This window comes from Allobranchiibius huperziae (assembly GCF_013410455.1).
Taxonomy (GTDB): domain Bacteria; phylum Actinomycetota; class Actinomycetes; order Actinomycetales; family Dermatophilaceae; genus Allobranchiibius; species Allobranchiibius huperziae.
Window position 1 is genome coordinate 1,815,714 of sequence record NZ_JACCFW010000001.1, and the last position, 21,476, is coordinate 1,837,189.

At 70.5% G+C, this 21,476-nt stretch carries 20 protein-coding genes; 10 read left to right on the forward strand and 10 right to left on the reverse strand.

Features of this window, described 5'->3' with window-relative positions; all coding sequences use genetic code 11:
* The first annotated feature begins 85 nt into the window (after positions 1-85).
* Entirely contained in the window at positions 86-1,027 is a 942-nt protein-coding gene (locus HNR15_RS08625) for a hypothetical protein (protein WP_179480863.1), read from the forward strand.
* Between the two features lie 60 nt (positions 1,028-1,087).
* Here HNR15_RS08625 and HNR15_RS08630 read toward each other — a convergent pair whose 3' ends face one another.
* From HNR15_RS08630 to HNR15_RS08670, 9 genes are read right to left on the reverse strand one after another with little or no spacing between them, the layout of a single operon-like run.
* On the reverse strand, positions 1,088-1,426 hold the full coding sequence (locus HNR15_RS08630; RefSeq protein WP_179480865.1) for a metal-sulfur cluster assembly factor: 339 nt from the start codon (positions 1,424-1,426) through the stop codon (positions 1,088-1,090).
* Complete coding sequence (sufU, locus tag HNR15_RS08635) at positions 1,423-1,899, reverse strand: Fe-S cluster assembly sulfur transfer protein SufU (protein WP_179480867.1); 477 nt, start codon at positions 1,897-1,899, stop codon at positions 1,423-1,425. Before sufU ends, HNR15_RS08630 begins: the two co-directional genes overlap by 4 nt.
* Positions 1,899-3,194, reverse strand: a complete 1,296-nt coding sequence (locus HNR15_RS08640; protein ID WP_179480869.1) for a cysteine desulfurase — start codon at positions 3,192-3,194, stop codon at positions 1,899-1,901. The genes sufU and HNR15_RS08640 overlap by 1 nt, the downstream gene beginning before the upstream one ends.
* A 5-nt stretch (positions 3,195-3,199) precedes the next feature.
* Positions 3,200-3,961, reverse strand: coding sequence for a Fe-S cluster assembly ATPase SufC (sufC, locus tag HNR15_RS08645; RefSeq protein ID WP_179480871.1), 762 nt, complete (start codon positions 3,959-3,961; stop codon positions 3,200-3,202).
* Positions 3,962-3,984: 23 nt separating this feature from the next.
* Complete coding sequence (locus HNR15_RS08650) at positions 3,985-4,323, reverse strand: non-heme iron oxygenase ferredoxin subunit (protein ID WP_179480873.1); 339 nt, start codon at positions 4,321-4,323, stop codon at positions 3,985-3,987.
* On the reverse strand, positions 4,320-5,507 hold the full coding sequence (gene sufD / locus HNR15_RS08655) for a Fe-S cluster assembly protein SufD (protein ID WP_179480876.1): 1,188 nt from the start codon (positions 5,505-5,507) through the stop codon (positions 4,320-4,322). The genes HNR15_RS08650 and sufD overlap by 4 nt, the downstream gene beginning before the upstream one ends.
* A complete protein-coding gene (gene sufB / locus HNR15_RS08660) occupies positions 5,507-6,925 on the reverse strand; it encodes a Fe-S cluster assembly protein SufB (protein WP_179480878.1) in 1,419 nt (472 codons plus the stop codon). Before sufB ends, sufD begins: the two co-directional genes overlap by 1 nt.
* A 2-nt stretch (positions 6,926-6,927) precedes the next feature.
* A complete protein-coding gene (locus HNR15_RS08665) occupies positions 6,928-7,779 on the reverse strand; it encodes a helix-turn-helix transcriptional regulator (protein ID WP_343048477.1) in 852 nt (283 codons plus the stop codon).
* 57 nt (positions 7,780-7,836) lie between these two features.
* Complete coding sequence (locus tag HNR15_RS08670) at positions 7,837-9,009, reverse strand: glycoside hydrolase family 3 N-terminal domain-containing protein (RefSeq protein ID WP_179480880.1); 1,173 nt, start codon at positions 9,007-9,009, stop codon at positions 7,837-7,839.
* 173 nt (positions 9,010-9,182) lie between these two features.
* Here HNR15_RS08670 and HNR15_RS08675 point away from each other — a divergent pair, with 173 nt between their 5' ends.
* Genes HNR15_RS08675 through HNR15_RS08685 form a run of 3 tightly spaced genes read left to right on the forward strand, consistent with a single transcriptional unit; the run spans position 9,183 to position 11,568 of the window.
* Positions 9,183-9,845 (forward strand): ABC transporter ATP-binding protein, encoded by a 663-nt coding sequence (locus HNR15_RS08675; protein ID WP_179483674.1) that lies wholly within the window; start codon positions 9,183-9,185, stop codon positions 9,843-9,845.
* Entirely contained in the window at positions 9,842-10,591 is a 750-nt protein-coding gene (locus HNR15_RS08680; protein ID WP_179480898.1) for an ABC transporter permease, read from the forward strand. Before HNR15_RS08675 ends, HNR15_RS08680 begins: the two co-directional genes overlap by 4 nt.
* The gene (locus tag HNR15_RS08685) at positions 10,591-11,568 is read left to right on the forward strand and encodes a COX15/CtaA family protein (protein ID WP_179480900.1); all 978 of its coding nucleotides are present in this window, start codon (positions 10,591-10,593) and stop codon (positions 11,566-11,568) included. Before HNR15_RS08680 ends, HNR15_RS08685 begins: the two co-directional genes overlap by 1 nt.
* Before the next feature lie 348 nt (positions 11,569-11,916).
* Here HNR15_RS08685 and HNR15_RS08690 read toward each other — a convergent pair whose 3' ends face one another.
* On the reverse strand, positions 11,917-12,918 hold the full coding sequence (locus tag HNR15_RS08690; protein ID WP_343048478.1) for a heme o synthase: 1,002 nt from the start codon (positions 12,916-12,918) through the stop codon (positions 11,917-11,919).
* A 327-nt stretch (positions 12,919-13,245) separates the two neighbouring features.
* Between HNR15_RS08690 and tkt the strand changes: the two genes are divergently transcribed.
* The 6 genes from tkt to pgl are packed head-to-tail and all read left to right on the forward strand — an operon-like array spanning position 13,246 to position 21,438.
* On the forward strand, positions 13,246-15,387 hold the full coding sequence (tkt, locus tag HNR15_RS08695; protein WP_179480904.1) for a transketolase: 2,142 nt from the start codon (positions 13,246-13,248) through the stop codon (positions 15,385-15,387).
* 24 nt (positions 15,388-15,411) lie between these two features.
* Positions 15,412-16,545 carry a transaldolase gene (gene tal, locus HNR15_RS08700; protein WP_179480906.1) on the forward strand — a complete coding sequence of 378 codons (1,134 nt, stop codon included), beginning with the start codon at positions 15,412-15,414 and terminating at the stop codon, positions 16,543-16,545.
* Positions 16,545-18,191, forward strand: coding sequence for a glucose-6-phosphate isomerase (locus tag HNR15_RS08705; RefSeq protein WP_179480908.1), 1,647 nt, complete (start codon positions 16,545-16,547; stop codon positions 18,189-18,191). The genes tal and HNR15_RS08705 overlap by 1 nt, the downstream gene beginning before the upstream one ends.
* Positions 18,188-19,732 (forward strand): glucose-6-phosphate dehydrogenase, encoded by a 1,545-nt coding sequence (gene zwf, locus HNR15_RS08710; RefSeq protein ID WP_179480910.1) that lies wholly within the window; start codon positions 18,188-18,190, stop codon positions 19,730-19,732. Before HNR15_RS08705 ends, zwf begins: the two co-directional genes overlap by 4 nt.
* Positions 19,729-20,682, forward strand: a complete 954-nt coding sequence (locus tag HNR15_RS08715; RefSeq protein WP_179480912.1) for a glucose-6-phosphate dehydrogenase assembly protein OpcA — start codon at positions 19,729-19,731, stop codon at positions 20,680-20,682. Before zwf ends, HNR15_RS08715 begins: the two co-directional genes overlap by 4 nt.
* Positions 20,683-20,685: 3 nt before the next feature.
* The gene (pgl, locus tag HNR15_RS08720; RefSeq protein ID WP_179480914.1) at positions 20,686-21,438 is read left to right on the forward strand and encodes a 6-phosphogluconolactonase; all 753 of its coding nucleotides are present in this window, start codon (positions 20,686-20,688) and stop codon (positions 21,436-21,438) included.
* Positions 21,439-21,476: the final 38 nt, after the last annotated feature.

Consider the following 21,476-nt stretch of genomic DNA (forward strand, 5'->3'; position numbering starts at 1 on the left):
CGCCCCGGCACGTCGTGCGCACTTGCGCTCGGCGACGTGGTCTCATCGAGGGGTGACAGTTCGCGGAGTATCCCGGAGGGGGCTGGTGGGGGGTGCTCTGGGAGCGCTCGGCGCCGCCACGGTGGCGGCGTGTGGAGCCCCGGCCGCGATCATCCCGGCCGCACGGACGAGCGGCCCTCCCCGGACGCCGACCAGCACGCCGACCAGCAGGCCGAGCACCGTTCCGGCTGCCGCCGAGCTGCCGGGAGGCGGCCGCACGATCTTCCCGTCGCGCTTCCTCTTCGGGTGGTGCGGCTCCCCTGGGGCGCCCGCCCTCGGCCAGCTCGGCATCGGTGATCTGGACGTCCAACTGGACCGGATGATGAGTGCGTGCCCGGCGTGGTCCACCGGTCGGAAGATCCTGCCGGTCGTGGAGTTGATCGCGACCGTCGTCCAGGGCGCGCCCGGCGGCGACGGACTCTTCCGCGCGAGGGTGAGCGACGAGGTCATCTCGACCTGGCTGACCGCCGCACGGGCCCACGGCGCCCTCCTGCTGCTGAACATCCAGCCCGGCCGCGCGAGTTTCCTGGACGAGGCCCGCGCGTACGAGCACTGGCTGACCGAGCCGGACGTCGGGCTGGCACTGGACCCGGAGTGGTCGATCCGGGCGGGCCAGCGACCCGGCGCGGTCTTCGGCTCGACGACCGGCGAGATCGTGAACGACGTCGCCGCCTACCTCTCGGGGTTGGTCAGCGCCCACAGGCTGCCGGAGAAGGCCCTGGTGGTGCACGTGCTGCGCCCCTCGATCCTGCGCGACCAGTCCGCGCTGCGGCCGCACACCGGCGTGGCGCTGGTGAAGTCCGTCGACGGGATCGGCGCCGCGGAGGACAAGACCGACACCTACCACCTGGTCATGAAGGACACCCCGGCGTTCGTCGCACCGGGCTTCAAGCTGTTCTTCCAGGAGGACGCGCAGGCCGGGCCGTTGATGACCCCCGCGCAGGTGCTGGCGCTGGTGCCGCGCCCTGAGTACGTGCTCTACGAGTGAGACAGCGACGAGCGCGGGCCCCGAAGGACCCGCGCTCGTCATCTGCTCGTGTGGATCGGCTCAGACGTTGAAGCCGAGCGCCCGCAGCTGCTCGCGGCCGTCGTCGGTGATCTTGTCCGGGCCCCATGGCGGCATCCAGACCCAGTTGATCCGGAAGCTGTTGGTCAGGCCCTCCAGGGCGGCCCCGGTCTGATCCTCGATCACATCGGTGAGCGGGCAGGCGGCGCTGGTCAGCGTCATGTCGATGACCGCGTTGGCCTCGCCGTCGACGGTGATGCCGTAGACGAGACCGAGGTCGACGACGTTGATGCCGAGCTCGGGGTCGACCACGTCGCGCATGGCCTCCTCGAGGTCGGCGACGTTGGTGGGGCTGGTGGTCGCTGGCGTGGTGTCCGTCATGGGGTACCTCCGGAGGCGGGGACGGTCTGTGGGTCGATGGTGGTGCCGAGGACCTCGGCCTCGGTCAGGGCGGCGGTGTAGGCGCTCCACGGGAGCAGTGCGCACTTCACCCGGGCGGGGTACTTCGCGACCCCGGCCAGTGCCACGCCGTCGCCGATGACGTCCTCGTCGCCGGCGTCGGTCCCCCGGCTGGTGAGCATGGCCTTCATGGCCTCGTAGGTGCGCAGCGACTCCGGGACGGTCTCGCCGGTCACCTCCTCGGCGAGGATCGAGGCGGCGGCGACCGAGATCGAGCAGCCGATGGCGTCGTAGGACACGTCGGCGACCCGGCCGTCCTGCACGCTGACCCGGAGGGTCACCTCGTCGCCGCAGGTGGTGTTGACGTGGTGCACCTGCGCGTCGTACGGCTCGCGCAGGCCGGCGTTCACCGGTCGCTTGGAGTGCTCGAGGATCAGCTCCTGGTAGAGGTCCATCAGGCTGCTCCCGTCTCGAGACCGAAGATCTGCGGCACCCGGTCGAGCGCGGTCGCGAACGCGGCCACGTCCTCCAGCGTGGTGTAGACGGAGAAGCTGACCCGGGTGGACGCCGTGATCCGGTGAGCCCGGTGCAGCGGCCACGCGCAGTGATGGCCCGTGCGTACGGCGACGCCCGCGTCGTCCAGGATCTGGCCGACGTCATGCGGGTGCACTTCGTCGACGCTGAAAGCCACTGCGCCACAACGCTTCTGCGGATCCGTCGGACCCAGCACGGTGACCCAGGGTCGCTTCGCAAGCTCCTGCAGCACAGCGGCGGTGATGACCCGGTCGTGCGCGAGCACGCCATCCATCCCGAGGGCGCTCAGGTAGTCGCACGCGGCACCCAGGCCGACGGCCTGGGCTGCGACGGGCACCCCGGCCTCGAAACGCTGCGGCGGCGCGGCGTAGGTCGAGCCCTCCATCGTCACCAGCTCGATCATCGAGCCGCCGGTCAGGAAGGGCGGCATCGCCGCCAGCAGTTCGGAGCGGCCCCAGAGCACACCGATGCCCAGCGGGCCCAGCATCTTGTGGCCGCTGAAGGCCAGGAAGTCGACACCGAGCGCCGCGACGTCGACGGGCAGGTGCGGCACCGACTGGCAGGCGTCCAGCACCACCAGAGCGCCGACCCGGTGGGCCGCCGCGACGAGGGTCTCGACGGGGTTGATTACGCCGGTGACGTTGGAGACGTGCGCGAACGCGAGCACCTTCGTGCGCTCGGTCACGATCGATCCCAGGTCGCTCAGGTCGAGCTCGCCGGTGCCGGTGACGGGGATCCACCGCAGCGTGGCGCCGGTGCGGCGGCACAGCTCCTGCCACGGCACGAGGTTGGCGTGGTGCTCCATCTCGGTGACGACGATCTCGTCGCCCGGTCCGATCCGCAGCCGACCGGCGACCTGCGGGTCGGCGCCGTCGAGGGCACCGGCCGCGCCGGCGTTGCTGAATGCATACGCCACCAGGTTGAGCGCCTCGGTGGCGTTCTTGGTGAAGACGACCTCGTCCGGCTGGGCGCCGATGAAGGACGCGATCGTGGCGCGGGCGCCTTCGTACGCGTCGGTGGCCTCCTCCGCGAGCTGGTGGGCTCCGCGGTGGACGGCGGCGTTGTGGTGCTCGTAGAAGTCCCGCTCGGCGTCGAGCACCGCCACGGGCTTCTGCGAGGTGGCACCGGAGTCGAGGTAGACCAGCGGCTTGCCGTCGCGCACCGTGCGGGACAGCAACGGGAAGTTCTCCCGCACCTCGGTCGCGTCGAACGGCATGTCGATCAGGCCTTCGCCGCCGCGACGTAGCGGTCGTAGCCCTCGTTCTCGAGGCGCTCGGCGAGCTCCGGGCCGCCCTCTTCGGCGACCCTGCCGTCGACGAACACGTGCACGTGATCGGGCTTGATGTAGCGCAGGATCCGCGTGTAGTGGGTGATCAGCAGGACGCCGATGTCGGAGCCGGCCTTGGCACGGTTGACACCCTCGGAGACGATCCGCAGCGCGTCCACGTCGAGGCCGGAGTCGGTCTCGTCGAGGATCGCGATCTTCGGCTGGAGCAGCTCCATCTGCAGGATCTCGTGGCGCTTCTTCTCACCACCGGAGAAGCCCTCGTTGACGTTGCGCTCGGCGAACGAGGAGTCCATCCGCAGGTTGTCCATCGCCCCCTTGACGTCCTTGACCCAGGTACGCAGCTTCGGCGCCTCACCGGACACCGCGGTCTTCGCCGTACGCAGGAAGTTCGACACGGTCACGCCGGGGACTTCGACGGGGTACTGCATCGCGAGGAACAGTCCGGCGCGGGCCCGCTCGTCGACGGTCATCGACAGCACGTCCTCGCCGTCCAGGGTCACGGTGCCCTGGGTGACGGTGTACTTCGGGTGACCGGCGATGCTGTAGGCCAGCGTGGACTTGCCGGAGCCGTTCGGGCCCATGATCGCGTGCGTCGCACCCGAACTGATCGACAGATCGACGCCCTTGAGGATCTCCTTGGCGCCCTGCTCGGTGTCGACCGTCACGTGCAGGTCGCGAATTTCAAGCGTTGACATATGATTCGGTGTCCTTCGGTTGCTCAGCTGGTGGGGACGGCCACGAACACGTCGTCGCCGTCGATCTTCACGGGATAGGTGGCGATCGGTTCGATCGCCGGGAGGCTGTCGGGGTTTCCGGTGCGCAGGTCGAAGCGGGAGCCGTGCAGCCAGCACTCGATGGTGCAGCCCTCGACCTCGCCCTCCGACAGCGACACGTTGGCGTGCGAGCAGGTGTCGTCCACCGCGAAGACCTCACCGGTCTCGGTGCGCACCAACGCCACCTCGTAGCCGCCGATGTCGGCACGGGCAGGCTCGCCCTCGGTCAACTCCCCCAGGGAGCAGACCCGGACGAAGTCCGCGGTCACGGCGTCACCGGTCATTCGCCGGCCTGCCTCAGCTCGTCCTCGATCGCGGTCATCACGGTGTCGACCACCTCGGGCACGCCGATCTTGGCGACGACGTCGGCGAAGAAACCACGGACGACCAGACGACGTGCCTGCTCCTCGGGGATACCGCGGGCCTGCAGGTAGAACAGCTGCTCGTCGTCGAACCGGCCGGTCGAGGAGGCGTGACCCGCACCCTCGATGTCGCCGGTCTCGATCTCCAGGTTGGGCACCGAGTCGGCGCGGGCGCCGTCGGTGAGCACCAGGTTGCGGTTCAGCTCGTAGGTCTGGGTGCCCTGCGCCTCGGCACGGATGAGCACATCGCCCACCCACACCGTGTGAGCCGAGTCGCCCTGCAGCGCACCCTTGTACGTCACCAGGGACGTGCACCGGGGAGCCGTGTGGTCGATGAAGGAGCGGTGCTCCAGGTGCTGGCCCTTGTCGGCGAAGTAGACGCCGAGCAGGGTCGCCTCGGCGCCCGGGCCGGCATAGCGGACACCGGCGTTCATCCGCACGATGCCACCGCCCAGGCTGACCGCGATGTGCCGGTACGACGCGTCGCGTCCGACCAGTGCGTCGTGCTGCGACAGGTGGTTGGCCCCGTCGTCCCAGCGCTGCAGCGTCACCACGGTGAGGTTGGCGCCGTCACCGACGATCACCTCGACGTTGGCGTTGACATCGGCGGCGCCGGTGTGGTCGAGGATGACCATGCCCTTGCTCTGCGCGCCGGCCTCGATGACCACGTGCCCGTTGGAACGGGCGCCCGCGCCGGTGCCGTGGATCCCGAGCCGCAGCGGCTCGTCGTACTCCTGCTCGGCGGCCAGCTTCAGGTAGAGCGCCTTCGGGCTGTGCGCGTGCGCCACGACCGCGGAGCGGTCGCCGGGCACGAGCGCGGTGCCGCGCGGTGCCTCACCCGGCGCCAGCGGCTCGGCGAGCACGGAGCGGACCCCGTCCAGGTCGAGCTGCAGGGCGCCGCGGTCACTGTCCTTGTCGGCGAACAGGGCGGAGAGGCGATCCACCGGGGTGAAACGCCACTCCTCCTCGCGGCCGTTGGGCACGGGGAAGTCCGCGACGTCGAAGGACGTCGTGCGCTCGGCGCGCGAGGTGTCCGGGATGACCGCACCGCTCGCGACCGCTGCGGGGTCGGCGTGCGTCGTTGCGTCGGGTGTCAGCAGCGACATCAGCCGACTGCTCCTTCCATCTGGAGTTCGATGAGGCGGTTCAGTTCGAGCGCGTACTCCATGGGCAGTTCACGCGCGATCGGCTCGACGAAGCCGCGCACGATCATGGCCATGGCCTCCTGCTCGGTCATGCCGCGGGACTGCAGGTAGAAGAGCTGCTCCTCGCTGACCTTGGAGACGGTCGCCTCGTGGCCCATCTGCACGTCGTCCTCGCGGACGTCGACGTACGGGTAGGTGTCCGAGCGGCTGATCTGGTCGACCAGCAGCGCGTCGCAGACCACGTTGGACTTGGAGTGCTCGGCGCCCTCGAGGATCTGCACGAGACCGCGGTACGACGTGCGCCCGCCACCGCGCGCGACAGACTTGCTGACGATCGAGCTGGAGGTGTGCGGCGCGGCGTGCACCATCTTGGAGCCGGCGTCCTGGTGCTGGCCCTCGCCGGCGAACGCGATCGACAGCGTCTCGCCGCGGGCGTACTCCCCCATGAGGAAGACGGCCGGGTACTTCATGGTGACCTTCGAGCCGATGTTGCCGTCGATCCACTCCATGGTGGCGCCGGCCTCGCAGGTCGCGCGCTTGGTCACCAGGTTGTAGACGTTGTTCGACCAGTTCTGGATGGTCGTGTAGCGCACCCGGGCGTTCTTCTTGACCACGATCTCGACCACGGCGGAGTGCAGCGAGTCCGACTTGTAGATCGGCGCGGTGCAGCCCTCGACGTAGTGCACGGACGAACCCTCGTCGGCGATGATCAGCGTCCGCTCGAACTGGCCCATGTTCTCGGTGTTGATCCGGAAGTAGGCCTGCAGCGGGATGTCGACGTGCACGCCCTTGGGGACGTAGATGAACGAACCGCCCGACCACACAGCGGTGTTGAGCGAGGCGAATTTGTTGTCGCCGGCCGGGATCACGGTCGTGAAGTACTCCCGGAAGAGCTCCTCGTGCTCGCGCAGCGCGGTGTCGGTGTCGACGAAGATGACGCCCTTCTCCTCCAGGTCCTCGCGGATCTGGTGGTAGACGACCTCCGACTCGTACTGCGCGGCGACGCCGGCGACGAGGCGCTGCTTCTCCGCCTCGGGGATGCCGAGCTTGTCGTAGGTCGCCTTGATGTCCTCCGGCAGGTCCTCCCAGCTGGTGGCCTGCTTCTCGGTGGACTTCACGAAGTACTTGATGTTCTGGAAGTCGATGCCGGTGAGATCGCTGCCCCAGGTCGGCATGGGCTTCTTGTCGAACAGCCGCAGCGACTTCATCCGCAGCTTGAGCATCCACTCCGGCTCGGACTTGCGGTTGGAGATGTCGGCGACGACCTCAGGGGACAGACCGCGCTTCGCGGTCGCACCGGCCGTGTCGCTGTCGGACCAACCGAACTGGTAGCGCCCGATGTCTGCGAGACCCGGGTTCAGCTCCTCGATGGTGCTCATCGTCAATTCCTCTCGCCGGTCGTGCGCGTGGTGGTGCCGTGTGTGGAGTCGGTGGCGCCGCCCGGATCGGGCACAGTGGGCGGCTGTGTACTGGTCGTGCTCGTCGGTACGAAGGTGGTGCAGACGTGCTCGCCGTGCGCCAGGGAGGCGAGGCGCTGTACGTGCACCCCGAGCAGATCCGAGAACATCCGGGCCTCCGTCTCGCAGAACTGCGGGTACCTGGTGGCGACGTGCTGCACAGGGCAGTGCCCTTGGCACAACTGCATGCCGGCGCGCGATGTTCCATCGCCCACGGGTCGGGTGCTCGCGGCGTACCCCTGCGTGGTGAGCGCCGCGGCCAGCGCCTCGACCCGGGCATCCGGATCGGCGCCGGCGGCCTCGATCGCCGGACGGGCCACTGCGGCGAGCCGGTCGGCGCGTTCGGCCGCGAACATCCGGACCGCCTCCGGCCCCGCCGAGCGGGCGAGGAAGTCCAGTGCGGAGACGGCAAGCTCGTCGTACGCGCCGCGCAGGTGTGCGTGCCCGCCCTCGGACAGCACGTACGCGCGCGCCGGCCGTCCCCGACCGCGGGTGCCCCGCTGTGTCGCGACGGCCTCGTCGACCAGGCCCTGCTCGTCGAGCACGTCCAGGTGGCGGCGTACGGCGGCCGGTGTCAGCCCGAGGCGCGCGCCGAGGTCGGCAGCGGTCAGCGGGCCGTGCTCGGAGATCTCCCCCAGCACCCGGTCACGGGTACGCGCGTGATCCTGCGGCGGTTCGGCGCAGTCCGCGGACCCGACAGCCGAGCCCACGGCACCGGCGCCGCCGGTCCCGCGCGCGTTCCCGAGCTCGGTGTCGAGCTCGCCGGAGATAATCACCACACAAGTGTGACCTAAATGCCCCCGCTCTTCCTAGCCAGGGGGACCTAACCGGCGTCAGGAGGAGCAGCTGTTGGTGAGCAGACCGCGCCGTTCCTTGCCGAGCAGCACCAGGTAGGCCGCGTTGTTGACCCGCTGCAGCCAGTAGGACTGCGTCTGCGCGCGGCTCAGGACGGCGTCGTACATGGTGGGCAGCACCGAGGAGTTCACGGTCAGGATCATGTCGACGCCGGCGTAGAGCGAGTCCAGCGCTCGGTTGGCCGCCGGCCACCGACCGGGCTGCACCGCGTTGCCCAGGTCGTCGGTCATGATCGGCCCGGTGAAGCCGGCCGAGCGCACCAGCCCGACGACCTTGGGCGAGAACACGCCGAGGGTGCTCGGGTCGATCTTGTCGTAGATGGCCGAGGACATCATCACGGCCGTGGCGCCCTGCTGGATGTCGGCCTTGAACGGGTTGAGGTAGGCGCTGCTGGAGCTCGTCGAACGGTCGTGCACGCCGTACGACGTGTCGGTGTTGGCAGTGACCACGCCCAGGCCCGGGAAGTGCTTCGTGGTCGAGCCCACACCCCCGGCCGTCATACCCCGCAGGAACGCCGTCGACCCGGCCGTCGTCGCGTACGACGTGTAGCCGTACTCGCGCTGGTAGACCCCGATCGGCGGGTTGTTGCGGGCCGCTGCGGCGCTGGGCACGGTGTCGGCCACCGGTGCCAGGTTGAGGTTGACCCCGACACCGGCCAGCTGGCGCGCCCAGGTGGTCGCGGAACTCTGCAGCGTCGAGGACGCCCACGAGCCCTGGGTCAGCGCCGCCGGGATCGTGCTGAAACCGCTGCCCTGCAGCACCTGCACCGCACCGCCCTCCTGGTCGGTGGCGATGAAGAGCGGGACGTTGTCCGTGCTCGACTTGCTGACCCGGGCGCGCAGCGCCGCCGTCGTGTGTGCGGGCGTCGCGGTGCCGGACGTGCTGCGACCGCTGAGGAAGGCATTGCCGACGTGGTAGCTGCTGATCTCGCTCAGCAGCTGGCTGCTCGCGCCAGTGGCCGGGGTGCCGACCATGAAGATCTGTCCGACGCGCTGCTCCAGCGTCTCGGTCCGCAGCACGGTGAGAGCCGTGCAGGCGGTGGCCGCAGGCGTCGCGGCGGGCCGCGCGGCCTGCGCTGCCGGGGCCACGAGGCCGCTCCCGGCGGCCAGCGAAGCCACCCCCGCCAGGATCATCGTGGTCGACCTACGCATCACTGCTCCTTCGTCACAGGAGACCCAGGTGCCCCCTCCGGCGGTCTACCACATGGCGCCGGGCGAAACCAGTGCGGACGACCCACCTAAACTCGTTTGCTGTGACCGTCGACGCCCCCGTGCAGATCAGGGACGTCTCGCACCGGTACGCCGGCCGAGCGGCCCTGAACGCAATGACCTGGGACGCCGCGGCCGGGCAGGTCACCTGCGTCCTCGGTCCCAACGGCGCGGGCAAGACCACGGTGATCGAGATGGCCGAAGGACTGCGCCGCCCGCACCAGGGTGCCATCAGCGTCCTCGGCGTCGACCCCTGGCGAGCGCCCGCGGCACACCGTGCCCGCGTCGGCGTCATGCTCCAGGACGGCGGCCTGCCCGGAAGCGTGCGGCCGATGCGGCTCCTCGCTCACCTCGCCTCCCTCTATTCCGAGGACGACCGCGCCGACCTGGTCGAGGCGCTCGGCATCGGCGAGTTCGCCCACACGGCCACCCGCCGGCTCTCCGGCGGACAGCGCCAACGGCTGGCGCTGGCCGCCGCACTGATCGGCCGCCCCGAGGTGGCGTTCCTCGACGAACCGAGCGCCGGACTGGACCCGCACAGTCGCCTCGACGTGTGGGACCTGATCCGCGCCGCGCGCGACCGGGGATGCGCCGTCGTCGTCACCACGCACTCCTTCGAGGAGGCCGAGCGGCTCGCCGACCGGGTCGTCGTCGTCGCCGCGGGCAGGGTCGTGGCCGACGGCACCGTCTCCGCCGTACGCGCCGGGAACAGCCCCGACGGCGACGGCACCCTCGAGTCGGCGTACTTCGCCCTCACCCGGACGGCGCGCACCGCATGACCGACGCCGCCGCCCCCGCCGCCCGGATCCGCGCACAGGCCGGTTTCGAGAGTCGCACCCTGCTCACCAACGGCGAGCAGCTGCTCGTCTCCCTCGTCCTGCCGGCCCTGGCACTGATCGGCCTCGCCGTCTCCACCGCGCCGCACCTCGGAAGCGGCCGACGGATCGACCTGGCGGTGCCCGGAGTGCTCGCCCTGGCCGTGGTCTCGACGGCGTTCACCGGTCAGGCCATCGCCACCGGCTTCGACCGCAGGTACGGCGTGCTGCGCCTGCTCGGCACCACTCCCCTGGGCCGGGCCGGGCTGCTGTGGGCCAAGGCGATCGCGGTGCTCAGCATCGTCGCCGCGCAGACCGTCGTGCTCGCAGTCCTCGGCGCCTGCTTCGGGTGGCATCCACACGCGGGCGGTGTCGTGATCGGGATCGTGCTTCTCGTCGTCGGCAGCTGGGTATGGGTATCGCTCGCGCTCGCCCTGGCCGGGGTGCTGCGGGCGGAGGCGACCCTGGCGGTCGCCAACCTCATCTGGGTGCTGCTCGCCGCGTTCGGGGGCCTGCTCGTGCCCACCGACCGGCTCCCGGGAGGCTTCGGTGACATCGCCCGGCTGCTGCCCTCCGGGGCGCTCGGCGACGGCATGCGGGCGGCACTCACCGGGCACGACACCCACTTGCTGATGCCGGTGCTCGTCCTGCTCGTCTGGGGTGCGATCGGCTCGGCGCTGGTCGCCCGATTCTTCCGCTGGAGCGACTGATGACCGCCACCGCACGCACGAACCACGCACGCACCGGGTGGGTGGCCCTCACCGACCGGCTGGCCCGGGTGCTGAAGCCGCTGGCCTGGATCAACCTCGCCGTCGAGATCCTGATCGTCGGCACCGGCGGACTGGTGCGCCTGTCGGGCAGCGGCCTCGGCTGTCCGCGATGGCCGGAGTGCGTCAGCGGCTCCATCACGCCGGTGAAGCACCAGGCGCAGGAGTGGCACAAGTACGTCGAGTTCGGCAACCGGATGCTCACCTCGCTGGTCAGCATCGTGGCGGTGCTGCTGATCCTGGCGATCGTCGGGCACCGACGCTCCTCCGACCGGCGGGCCCTGCTGCCACCGGCGCTCGGCGTGCTCGGCGGGATCGCGCTGCAGGCCGTCGTCGGCGGCATCTCGGTGCTCACCCACCTCAATCCGGCGATCGTGGCGCTGCACTTCCTGATCTCGATGGCGCTCGTCGCGACCTCCGCCTGGCTCGTGTGGCAGGTGCGCGAGCACCGGCTGGTGCCCGTCCGCCGTGAGGTGCGGCTGCTCGGTGCCGGCACGGCGTTCGTCGCCGGGCTCGTGCTGATGCTCGGCACCGCGGTGACCGGCGCCGGCCCGCACTCCGGCGATGCGACCCACCCGGCCCGGTTCGCGTTCAGCCCGCGCTCGGCGGCCTGGCTGCACGCCGACATGGTGATGCTCTTCTGCGGGCTGGTCGTCGCGATGCTGGTGGCGACGGCGCTCGTGGAAGCCCGATCGGCGTTCCGCAGCTGGCGCCTGGTCGCCCTGGTGACGGTCCTGCAGGCGATCGTCGGCTACACCCAGTACTTCCTCGGCGTTCCGGGCGCGCTCGTCCTGGTGCACATGCTGATGGCCTGCCTGCTGGTCGTCGCCGTGACCTGGGGGGTGCTGGCCACGCGCGCGCCGGCCTCGACGGTGCGTCCGACCACCGCCCCTCGTACGACGCACGTGCCGACTCCGTAGCGCGCTCGCCACGGCGGCGGCTTTCCTACCCCCGCCGCATGCGGGACCAGTGGGTAATCGGCACTGCGGTCACTTCCCCGCGCCCGCTGTCCACGCCCCGGTGGGAAATCGGCAGTGCGGTCACGTGCCGACGCGGAAGGTGGGTGGCAGCCGCGAGCGTGCTGAGCGGCCCTCTTCCAGGCGCCCGGGAACAGGACCGACAGCGCAACCCCTCGGTGGGAGCAGCCGCCCGGGCGGGACGTCGGCGTAGCAGCCGCTCCCCCGCGTACGACGCACGTGCCGACTCCGTAGCGCGGCCGACCGGCCTCGCCCGGACGAGGGGAAGCTACGGCGTGGTGATGTCCGTGGTCACCAGGGCAGGTGCAGCAGGGGATCGATCGCGACCCCCAGGAAGACCAGCGTCAGGTAGCTGATCGAGTAGTGGAAGACCCGCATCGGGCGCAGCACGTCGTACGACGCCTCGGCGCGCGCGGCCCGGCGCAACCGGTGCGCCTCGAACAGGAAGAGCGCGCCGGATGCGGCGGCGACGAGCGTGTAGAGCACGCCCATCCCGGCGACCGGGACGAGCACCAGGGAGGTGACGACGGTCGCCCAGGCGTAGCGCACGACCTGCACGGCGACGGCGCTGTCGCGCGCCACCACGGGGAGCATGGGCACGCCGGCGCTGGCGTAGTCCTCCTTGTAGCGCATCGACAGCGGCCAGTAGTGCGGCGGCGTCCAGAAGAAGACGACGAGGAAGAGCACGAGCGCGGGCCAGGCCAGACCGTCGGTGACCGCGGACCAGCCAATGAGCACCGGCATGCATCCGGCGACGCCGCCCCAGACGATGTTCTGGGAGGTGCGCCGCTTGAGGAGCAGTGTGTAGAAGCCCACGTAGAGCACGATCGCCCCGAGGGACAGGGCCGCGGACAGCCAGTTGACCAGCAGGCCGAGCCAGAGGACGGACGCGACCCCGAGCACGGAGGCGAAGACGAAGCCCGCGCGGGGACTGATCGCTCCGGTGGCCATCGGGCGGCCTTCGGTGCGGTGCATCAACCGGTCGATGTCACGGTCGAGATAGCAGTTGTACGCGTTCGCGGAGCCGGCCGACAAGGTGCCGCCGACCAGGGTGGCGAGGATCAGCCAGACGCCGGGCACTCCGCGATCGGCCAGGAACATCACCGGGAAGGTCGTCACCAGCAGCAGTTCGATGATCCGCGGCTTGGTGAGCGACACGTAGTCGGCGATCACCTTGCGCGTGGAGCGCTCTCCCCCGCCGACGGGCGGCGGGCCGGACGGTGCGTCGGATCCACCGGCGGGACGGGCGTCCCGTGTGCGCTGCGTCGCGGCGTGCGGCGAGGTGGCGGTCACGGTGTCCTTCACGAAGTGCGGCTGAGAGTCGGGCGGACAGCCTGCCGACCACCCGACACGGCCGGTCAGGGCCTGTTCCAGATGGCGCGTGTGTCCGGGTTCGATGGTAGACCCCGGCGCCGGACGCTCGTCGGGCACCGTGGCGCCGGGAGGGCGGACCACGACGAGTTTGCGCGATGTCGACATAAATCAACATGATTCATCGTTATCGCACATATCGGGACGGTTCGGCGAGGTGCGCAGGCAGCACCGCCCGGGTCTAGGCTCGCTGGCAGGAACGCCTCCGCACCCGTGGTACGCACATCGAATCGAAGGAGCTGTTTTTTCGTGAGTCTGGACACCGACACCCGCCGCGACCCCAGCCTGCCCCTGCCGAAGGCGGACACCGCCGGCTGGAGCGACATCGACGTACGCGCGGTGGACACGGTCCGTGTCCTCGCGGCCGACGCCGTGCAGAAGACCGGCAACGGCCACCCCGGCACCGCCATGAGCCTCGCTCCCCTGGCCTACCTGCTCTACCAGCACGTGATGCGCGTGGACCCGAACGACCCGGAGTGGATCGGCCGCGACCGGTTCGTCCTCTCCTGCGGACACTCCAGCCTGACGCAGTACATCCAGCTCTACTACTCCGGCTACGGCCTGGAGCTCGACGACCTGAAGAAGCTGCGCACCTGGGGATCGAAGGTGCCCGGTCACCCGGAGTACCACCACACGGACGGCGTCGACATCACCACCGGACCGCTGGGCTCGGGCATCGCCTCCGCCGTCGGCATGGCCATGGCGCAGCGCCGCCAGCGCGGCATGCTCGACCCGGACGCCGCCCCCGGCACCAGCCCGTTCGACCACCACATCTGGACCGTCGCTTCCGACGGCGACATGATGGAAGGCGTCTCCGGTGAGTCCGCGTCGCTCGCGGGCACCCAGGAGCTGGGCAACCTCATCGCCTTCTACGACCAGAACCAGATCTCCATCGAGGACGACACCGACGTGTCGTTCGCCGAGGACGTCGCCGCTCGCTACGAGGCGTACGGCTGGCACGTGCAGACCGTCGACTGGCGGCTCGGCGGATCCAGCAAGGGCGACGGTGACTACGTCGAGGACGTCGACGCGCTGCTCGCCGCGATCGAGGCGGCGAAGGCCGTCACCGACCGACCCTCGTTCATCGCACTCAAGACGATCCTGGCCTGGCCCGCCCCAAACAAGATGGGCACCGGCAAGGCCCACGGGTCCGCGCTCGGCGACGAGGAGGTCGCGGCGACCAAGAAGCTGCTCGGCTTCGACCCCGAGCAGACCTTCGAGGTCTCCGACGAGGTCATCTCCCACGTCCGCAAGGCCAAGGAACGGGGCGCCCAGGCACACGCGGAGTGGCAGAAGGGCTTCGACTCCTGGCGCTCGGCCAACCCCGACGGCGCGAAGCTGCTCGACCGCCTGGTGGCGCACGAGCTCCCCGCGGGCTTCGACGCGGCGTTCCCCACGTTCGACACGGACGCGAAGGGCATCGCCAGCCGCGCGGCCTCCGGCAAGGTGCTCACCGCCCTCGCCGACGTGATGCCGGAGCTGTGGGGCGGCTCCGCCGACCTCGCCGAGTCCAACAACACCACGATGGACGGCCAGCCGAGCTTCATCCCGGCGAATCGGCAGACCGAGGCGTGGAAGGGCAACCCCTACGGGCGCACCCTGCACTTCGGCATCCGCGAGAACGCGATGGGCATGGCGCTCAACGGCATCGCGCTGGAGGGACTGACCCGCCCGTACGGCGGCACCTTCCTCACCTTCTCCGACTACATGCGTCCGGCCGTCCGGTTGGCCGCGCTGCAGCGGATCCCGGTCACCTTCGTGTGGACGCACGATTCCATCGGCCTCGGCGAGGACGGACCCACCCACCAGCCGATCGAGCACCTGGCCGCGCTGCGCGCGATCCCCGACCTGGCCGTCGTACGCCCCGGGGACGCCAACGAGACCGCAGCCGCGTGGAAGGCGATCCTGACCCGGCGCGGCCCCGCAGCACTGGCGCTCTCCCGCCAGGCGCTGCCGACGCTCGACCGGTCCGAGTACGCCTCGGCCGACGGCGTCGACCGCGGCGGTTACACCCTCGCCGACTCCGAGAAGGACACCCCCGACGTCATCCTCATCGCCACGGGCTCCGAGGTGAGCGTCGCGGTCGCGGCACGGAAGACGCTGAAGGAGAAGGGCGTCGACGCCCGCGTCGTCTCCCTGCCCTGCCGCGAGTGGTTCTTCGACCAGGACCAGTCCTACCGCGACCAGGTGCTGCCGCCGAACGTCAAGGCCCGGGTCTCGATCGAGGCCGCGACCACCTTCGGGTGGCACGACATCGTCGGCGACAACGGCGTCGCGATCGGCATCGACCACTACGGCGAGAGCGCCGACGGCGCGCTGCTCATGGAGAAGTTCGGCTTCACCAGCGAGCACGTGGTCCAGGCTGCGCAGGACGTTCTCAACTCACTCTGATCCGATTTCCAGGAGGCATTTGCGATGGCTGACACGAACGCACGAACCCAGGCCCTGTCCGATGTGGGGGTGTCGATCTGGCTGGACGACCTGTCCCGCGGCCTCATCCAGTCCGGCGACCTGCAGAAGCTGATCGACGAGAAGAACGTCGTCGGCGTGACCACCAACCCGACGATCTTCGCCGGCGCGCTCTCGAACGGGGAGGACTACAACGAGCAGGTGCGCGAGCTGGCCGCGAAGGGCGCGACCCTGGAGGACGCGACCTTCGACATCACCACCAGCGATGTCCGGCACGCCTGCGACATCATGAAGCCGGTCTACGACGCGACCGACGGCCAGGACGGCCGGGTCTCGATCGAGGTCGACCCGCGGATGGCGCACGACACCGACGCGACCACCGCGATGGCCGACAAGCTCTGGAAGAGCGTCGACCGCGAGAACGTGATGATCAAGATCCCGGCGACCGTCGAGGGCCTGCCGGCGATCACCACCGCCATCGCGGCGGGCATCAGCGTCAACGTGACCCTGATCTTCTCCCTCGAGCGCTACCGCGGCGTGATGAACGCCTACCTGAGCGGTCTGGAGCAGGCCAAGGAGAACGGTCACGACCTGTCCAAGATCCGCTCGGTCGCCTCGTTCTTCGTGTCCCGCGTGGACACCGAGATCGACAAGCGGCTCGACGCGGCCGGTTCCGCCGAGGCCAAGGGCCTGAAGGGCAAGGCCGGCATCGCGAACGCGCGCCTGGCCTACCAGGCCTTCGAGGAGGTCTTCTCGACCTCGCGCTGGGAGACCCTCAAGGGTGCCGGCGCCCGCGTGCAGCGGCCGCTGTGGGCCTCCACGGGCGTCAAGGACCCGGCGTACAAGGACACGATGTACGTCGTGGACCTCGCCGTGAACGACGTCGTCAACACCATGCCGCCCAAGACCCTCGACGCGGTCGCGGACCACGCCGAGGTCGACGGCGACCAGGTCACCACCCACTACGCCGACGCCAAGGCCATGCTGGACGCGCTCGAGGGCGTCGGCGTCAGCTACAGCGACGTGGTGAAGGTGCTCGAGGACGAGGGCGTGGACAAGTTCGAGAAGTCCTGGGCCGAGTTGCTGGACTCGGTGCAGGGTGAGCTGGACGCTGCGAGCAAGGCCGGGGCCGCCTCGTGATGCAGAGCAGTTCCGCGGTCACTGTCGCCGCCGCCGGTGCCGCCGCCGACGCGGTGAGCGCCCACGTGCCGCAGCTGGTGACCGACAAGGTCGCGAGCAGGCTCTTCGCGCAGGACAAGACCCTGTGGGGCAGCGCCGCCGAGGACGAGGCGGGGAAGCGGCTCTCTTGGGTCGGCCTGCCGCACTCGTCGCGCCCGCTGGTCGGTCAGATCGAGGGTCTGCGCAGCGAGTTCCAGGCCAAGGGCCTCACCCACGTGGTGCTCTGCGGCATGGGCGGCTCGTCGCTCGCGCCCGAGGTCATCTGCGAGACGGCCGGGGTGCCGCTGACGGTGCTGGACTCCTCCCAGCCCGACATGGTCCGCGCCGCGCTGCAGGACCGCCTCGAGCAGACCGTCGTCGTGGTGTCCTCCAAGTCGGGCTCGACCGTGGAGACCGACTCGCAGCGACGCGCGTACGAGAAGGCGTTCAACGACGCCGGCATCGACCCGACCGAGCGCATCGTCGTCGTCACCGACCCGGGCAGCCCGCTCGACAAGGACGCGCGGGGTGCCGGTTACACGGTGGTCAACGCCGACCCCGATGTGGGCGGCCGGTATTCGGCGCTCACCGCGTTCGGCCTGGTGCCCAGCGGGCTCGCCGGAGCCGACGTGGGCGCCCTGCTGGACGACGCGGAGGCGGTGGCCGACCTCTTCGCCACCGACGACGAGGACAACCCGGCGCTGCGGCTCGGCGCCGTCCTCGGTGGCACGTCGCCGTTGCGCGACAAGGTGATCCTCATCGACGCCGGGACCAAGAACGTCGGCTTCGGCGACTGGGCCGAACAGCTGATTGCGGAGAGCACCGGCAAGGACGGCAAGGGCCTGCTGCCGGTCGTGGTCGGCACCTCGTCCGTGGGCGGTCTGCTGGACGACGAACTGGGCGTTCACCTGGTCGCGGGCGACGACGACTCCACGCCCCAGGGCGCGGCGGACGTCGCGGTGGGCGGCTCGCTCGGTGCGTCCATGCTGCTGTGGGAGGCCGCCGTCGCGGTGGCCGGGCGACTGCTCGGCATCAACCCGTTCGACCAGCCTGACGTCGAGAGCGCGAAGGCCGCGTCGCGGGAGCTCCTGAGCGCAGGCACCGGGGGCGGCGACGCCCCGGCGTTCACCGACGGCGCGATCGAGGTGCGCGCGCTCGGCGGCGACTGGCTCGGCGGCGCGACGGACGTGTCAGCCGCGATCGACGCCCTGCTGGCGCAAATGCCGCACCACGGCTACCTCGCTGTGATGGCCTATCTGGACCGGATCGCCGACCAGTCGCTGGCCGACGTACGGGTGGCCTTCGCCGCGAAGCTCGACCGGCCGGTCACCTTCGGGTGGGCGCCGCGCTTCCTGCACTCGACCGGTCAGTACCACAAGGGCGGCCCTGCGATCGGTATCTACCTGCAGATCACCACGACCCCGCGGCAGGACATGGAGGTGCCGGGTCGTGACTTCACCTTCGGCGACTTCATCACCTCCCAGTCCGGTGGCGACGCCAAGGTGCTCGCCGACCACGGCCGGCCGGTGCTGCAGCTGCACCTCACCGAGCACGACCAGGGTCTGACCCAGCTGACGCAGGCGATCTCACAGGCCACCCAGAGCTCGCAGGGAGGGTCTGCTTCGTGAGTCCCGCCCGCGTCGCACGCGGGATCAACCCACTGCGCGGCCCCGACGATCGGCGTCTCCCGCGGATCGCCGGGCCGTGCAGCATGGTGATGTTCGGCATCACCGGAGACCTCGCGCAGAAGAAGCTGCTGCCCGCCATCTACGACCTCACCAACCGGGGTCTGCTGCCGCCGAACTTCACGCTGATCGGGTTCGCCCGGCGCGACTGGAGCCTCGCGGAGTTCACCGACGTCGTACGCCGCGCGGTCCAGGCCGGCGCCCGCACGCCCTTCCGCGAGGAGTCGTGGCGGGCACTAGCGGACGGACTGCGTTTCGTGTCAGGCAGTTTCGACGACGAAGCCGGCTTCGACCGGCTCGCCGACGAGGTGGCCAGGGCCGATGTCGAGCGCGGCACCGACGGCAACCACGCGTTCTACCTGTCGATCCCGCCGGCGGCGTTCGGCGACGTCTGCAAGCAGCTGGAGCGCAGCGGTCTCACTCGCCAGGACCCGAGCAGTTGGCGGCGGGTCATCATCGAGAAGCCGTTCGGCCACGACCTGGCCAGCGCCCGCGCGCTGAACGAGATCGTCGAGAGCGTCTTCCCACCCGAGTCGGTCTTCCGCATCGACCACTACCTGGGCAAGGAGACGGTGCAGAACATCCTGGCGCTGCGTTTCGCCAACGGGATGTTCGAGCCGGTCTGGAACTCCAACTACGTCGACCACGTGCAGATCACGATGGCCGAGGACATCGGGATCTCCGGTCGGGCCGGCTACTACGACGGCATCGGCGCGGCGCGCGACGTCATCCAGAACCATCTGCTGCAGCTGCTCGCGCTCACCACGATGGAGGAGCCCAACTCCTTCGACGCGGACGCGCTGCGTGCGGAGAAGGAGAAGGTGCTCGCCGCCGTACACAGCCCGAGCGACCTGGCGCTCGCGACGGCCCGCGGGCAGTACGCCGCAGGGTGGCAGGGCAGCCAGAAGGTGACCGGCTTCCTGCAGGAGGACGGCATCGACCCGGAGTCGACCACCGAGACGTACGCCGCGGTGAAGCTGCTGGTCGACTCGCGGCGCTGGGCGGGCGTTCCGTTCTACCTGCGCACCGGCAAGCGGCTCGGCAAGCGCGTCACCGAGGTGGCCGTCGTCTTCAAGCGGGCACCGCACCTGCCGTTCGCCGACACCGCCACCTCCGAGCTGGGCGAGAACGCCATCGTGATCCGGGTGCAGCCCGACGAGGGCATCACGATCCGGTTCGGCTCCAAGGTGCCCGGCGCGGGCTCGATGGAGGTGCGCGACGTGACGATGGACTTCGGATACGGCAGCGCGTTCACCCAGGCGAGTCCTGAGGCCTATGAACGCCTCATCCTCGACGTGCTGCTCGGCGAGCCGCCGCTCTTCCCGCGGCATGCCGAGGTCGAGACGTCGTGGCGGATCCTGGACCCGATCGAGCGGTTCTGGGCCCGCAAGGGCAGGCCCCAGCCGTACGACGCGGGCACCTGGGGCCCGGCCGACGCGGACGCGCTGCTGCGCCGCGACGGCCGCGAATGGAGGATGCCGTGATCGTCACGCTCGAGGACACCGACACCCGCGCAGTGAGCAAGCGCCTGGTCGCCCTGCGCAACTCCGTCGGTGCGGTCGCGCTGGGTCGGGTGATGACGCTCCTGATCGTCACCGACGAGGACGGCGCCGAGAAGGCCCTGGAGGCCGCGGCCGAGGCCAGCCGTCAGCACCCGAGCCGGATCATCACGCTGATCCGCGCCGGCGGTCGCGGCGCAGCGCGGATGGACGCCCAGATCCGCGTCGGCGGCGACGCCGGCGCGAGCGAGATCGTCGTCTGCCGCCTGTACGGCGAGCTGGCGTCGCACAGCGAGAGTGTGGCGGTGCCGTTGATGCTGGCCGACTCCCCCGTGGTCGCCTGGTGGCCCGGCGACTGCGACGCGGACGTCGCAGGTTCGCCGATCGGCCGGATGGCGATCCGCCGGATCACCGACGTATCGCAGTCGGGCAATCCCCCGAGGGCGCTGCTGGCGCGCCAGGAGCACTACGCCCCCGGGGACACCGACATGGCCTGGTCGCGCACCACCCGCTGGCGGGGTCTGCTCGCCACGGCGCTGGACCAGCCGCCGTACGAGTCGGTGGAGTCGGTGACCGTCTGCGGCGCCCACGACTCGGCCAGCACCGACCTGCTGGCCGGATGGCTCGCGGCGCGACTGCGCTGTCCCGTGCGGCGCACGAAGAGCGACGGCGGGTCGGGGATCCACAGCGTGCAGCTGGAGCGCGCGAGCGGTCCGTTGCTGCTCACCCGCGCGTCGTCGCGCACCGCGCGCCTCACGCTGCGCGATCAGCCGGATCAGGTCGTCAGCCTGCACCGCTACGACACCGCCGAATGCCTGGCCGAGGAACTGCGCCGGCTGGACGCCGACGCCGTCTACCGCGAAGCCCTGGTCGTCGGCATGCCCGAGGTCGCCGGCGCCGCGGGCGGCCGCCGACCCTCCCGATCGAAAGGGTGAACGATGAGTGGACCGCAGTTCGTCGTGCACGAGAACAAGCAGGACCTGAGCGCTGCCGTCGCCCGCAGCCTCGGTGAGGAGATCGTCGCCGCGCAGCGGGCGCGCGGCATCGCCCACCTCGTGCTCACCGGGGGCTCGATGGGCGGGGGCACCCTCGCCGGCCTGCGCGACCAGCACGGACCCGAGATCGACTGGTCGAGCGTGCACTTCTGGTGGGGTGACGAGCGCTTCGTCCCGCTCGGCGACGAGGACCGCAACGACGCCGAGGCCCGCGATGCGCTGCTGGACCACATCGACGTACCGGACGGGAACGTGCACGTGATGGCTCCGTCCGGAGGCGACTTCGGTGACGATCTGGACGCGGGCGCCGCGGCGTACGCCCAGGAACTCGCCCGATACGCCGCGCCCGGCGCCGACGTGCCTGCCTTCGACGTGCTGATGCTCGGGGTCGGACCGGATGCGCACATCGCCTCGCTCTTCCCGCAGCACCCGGCACAGCGCGATGTCGACGCCTCCGCGATCCCCGTGCGTGAGTCGCCCAAGCCCCCGCCGCTGAGGATCAGTCTCAGCTACCCGGCGATCAACGCCGCACGGCAGGTCTGGTTCCTGGTGTCCGGCGAGGAGAAGGCGCAGGCGGTCGCGCACGCCACGTCAGCCGACGCCGACCCGTGGGACTACCCGGCGAGCGGGGCGCACGGCACCGAGGCCACCATCTGGTGGCTCGACAAGGCCGCCGCGTCCCAGCTCCCCTCCTGAGACGCATCTGGGGTCGTAGCGCGCTCTATGGAGCGCGC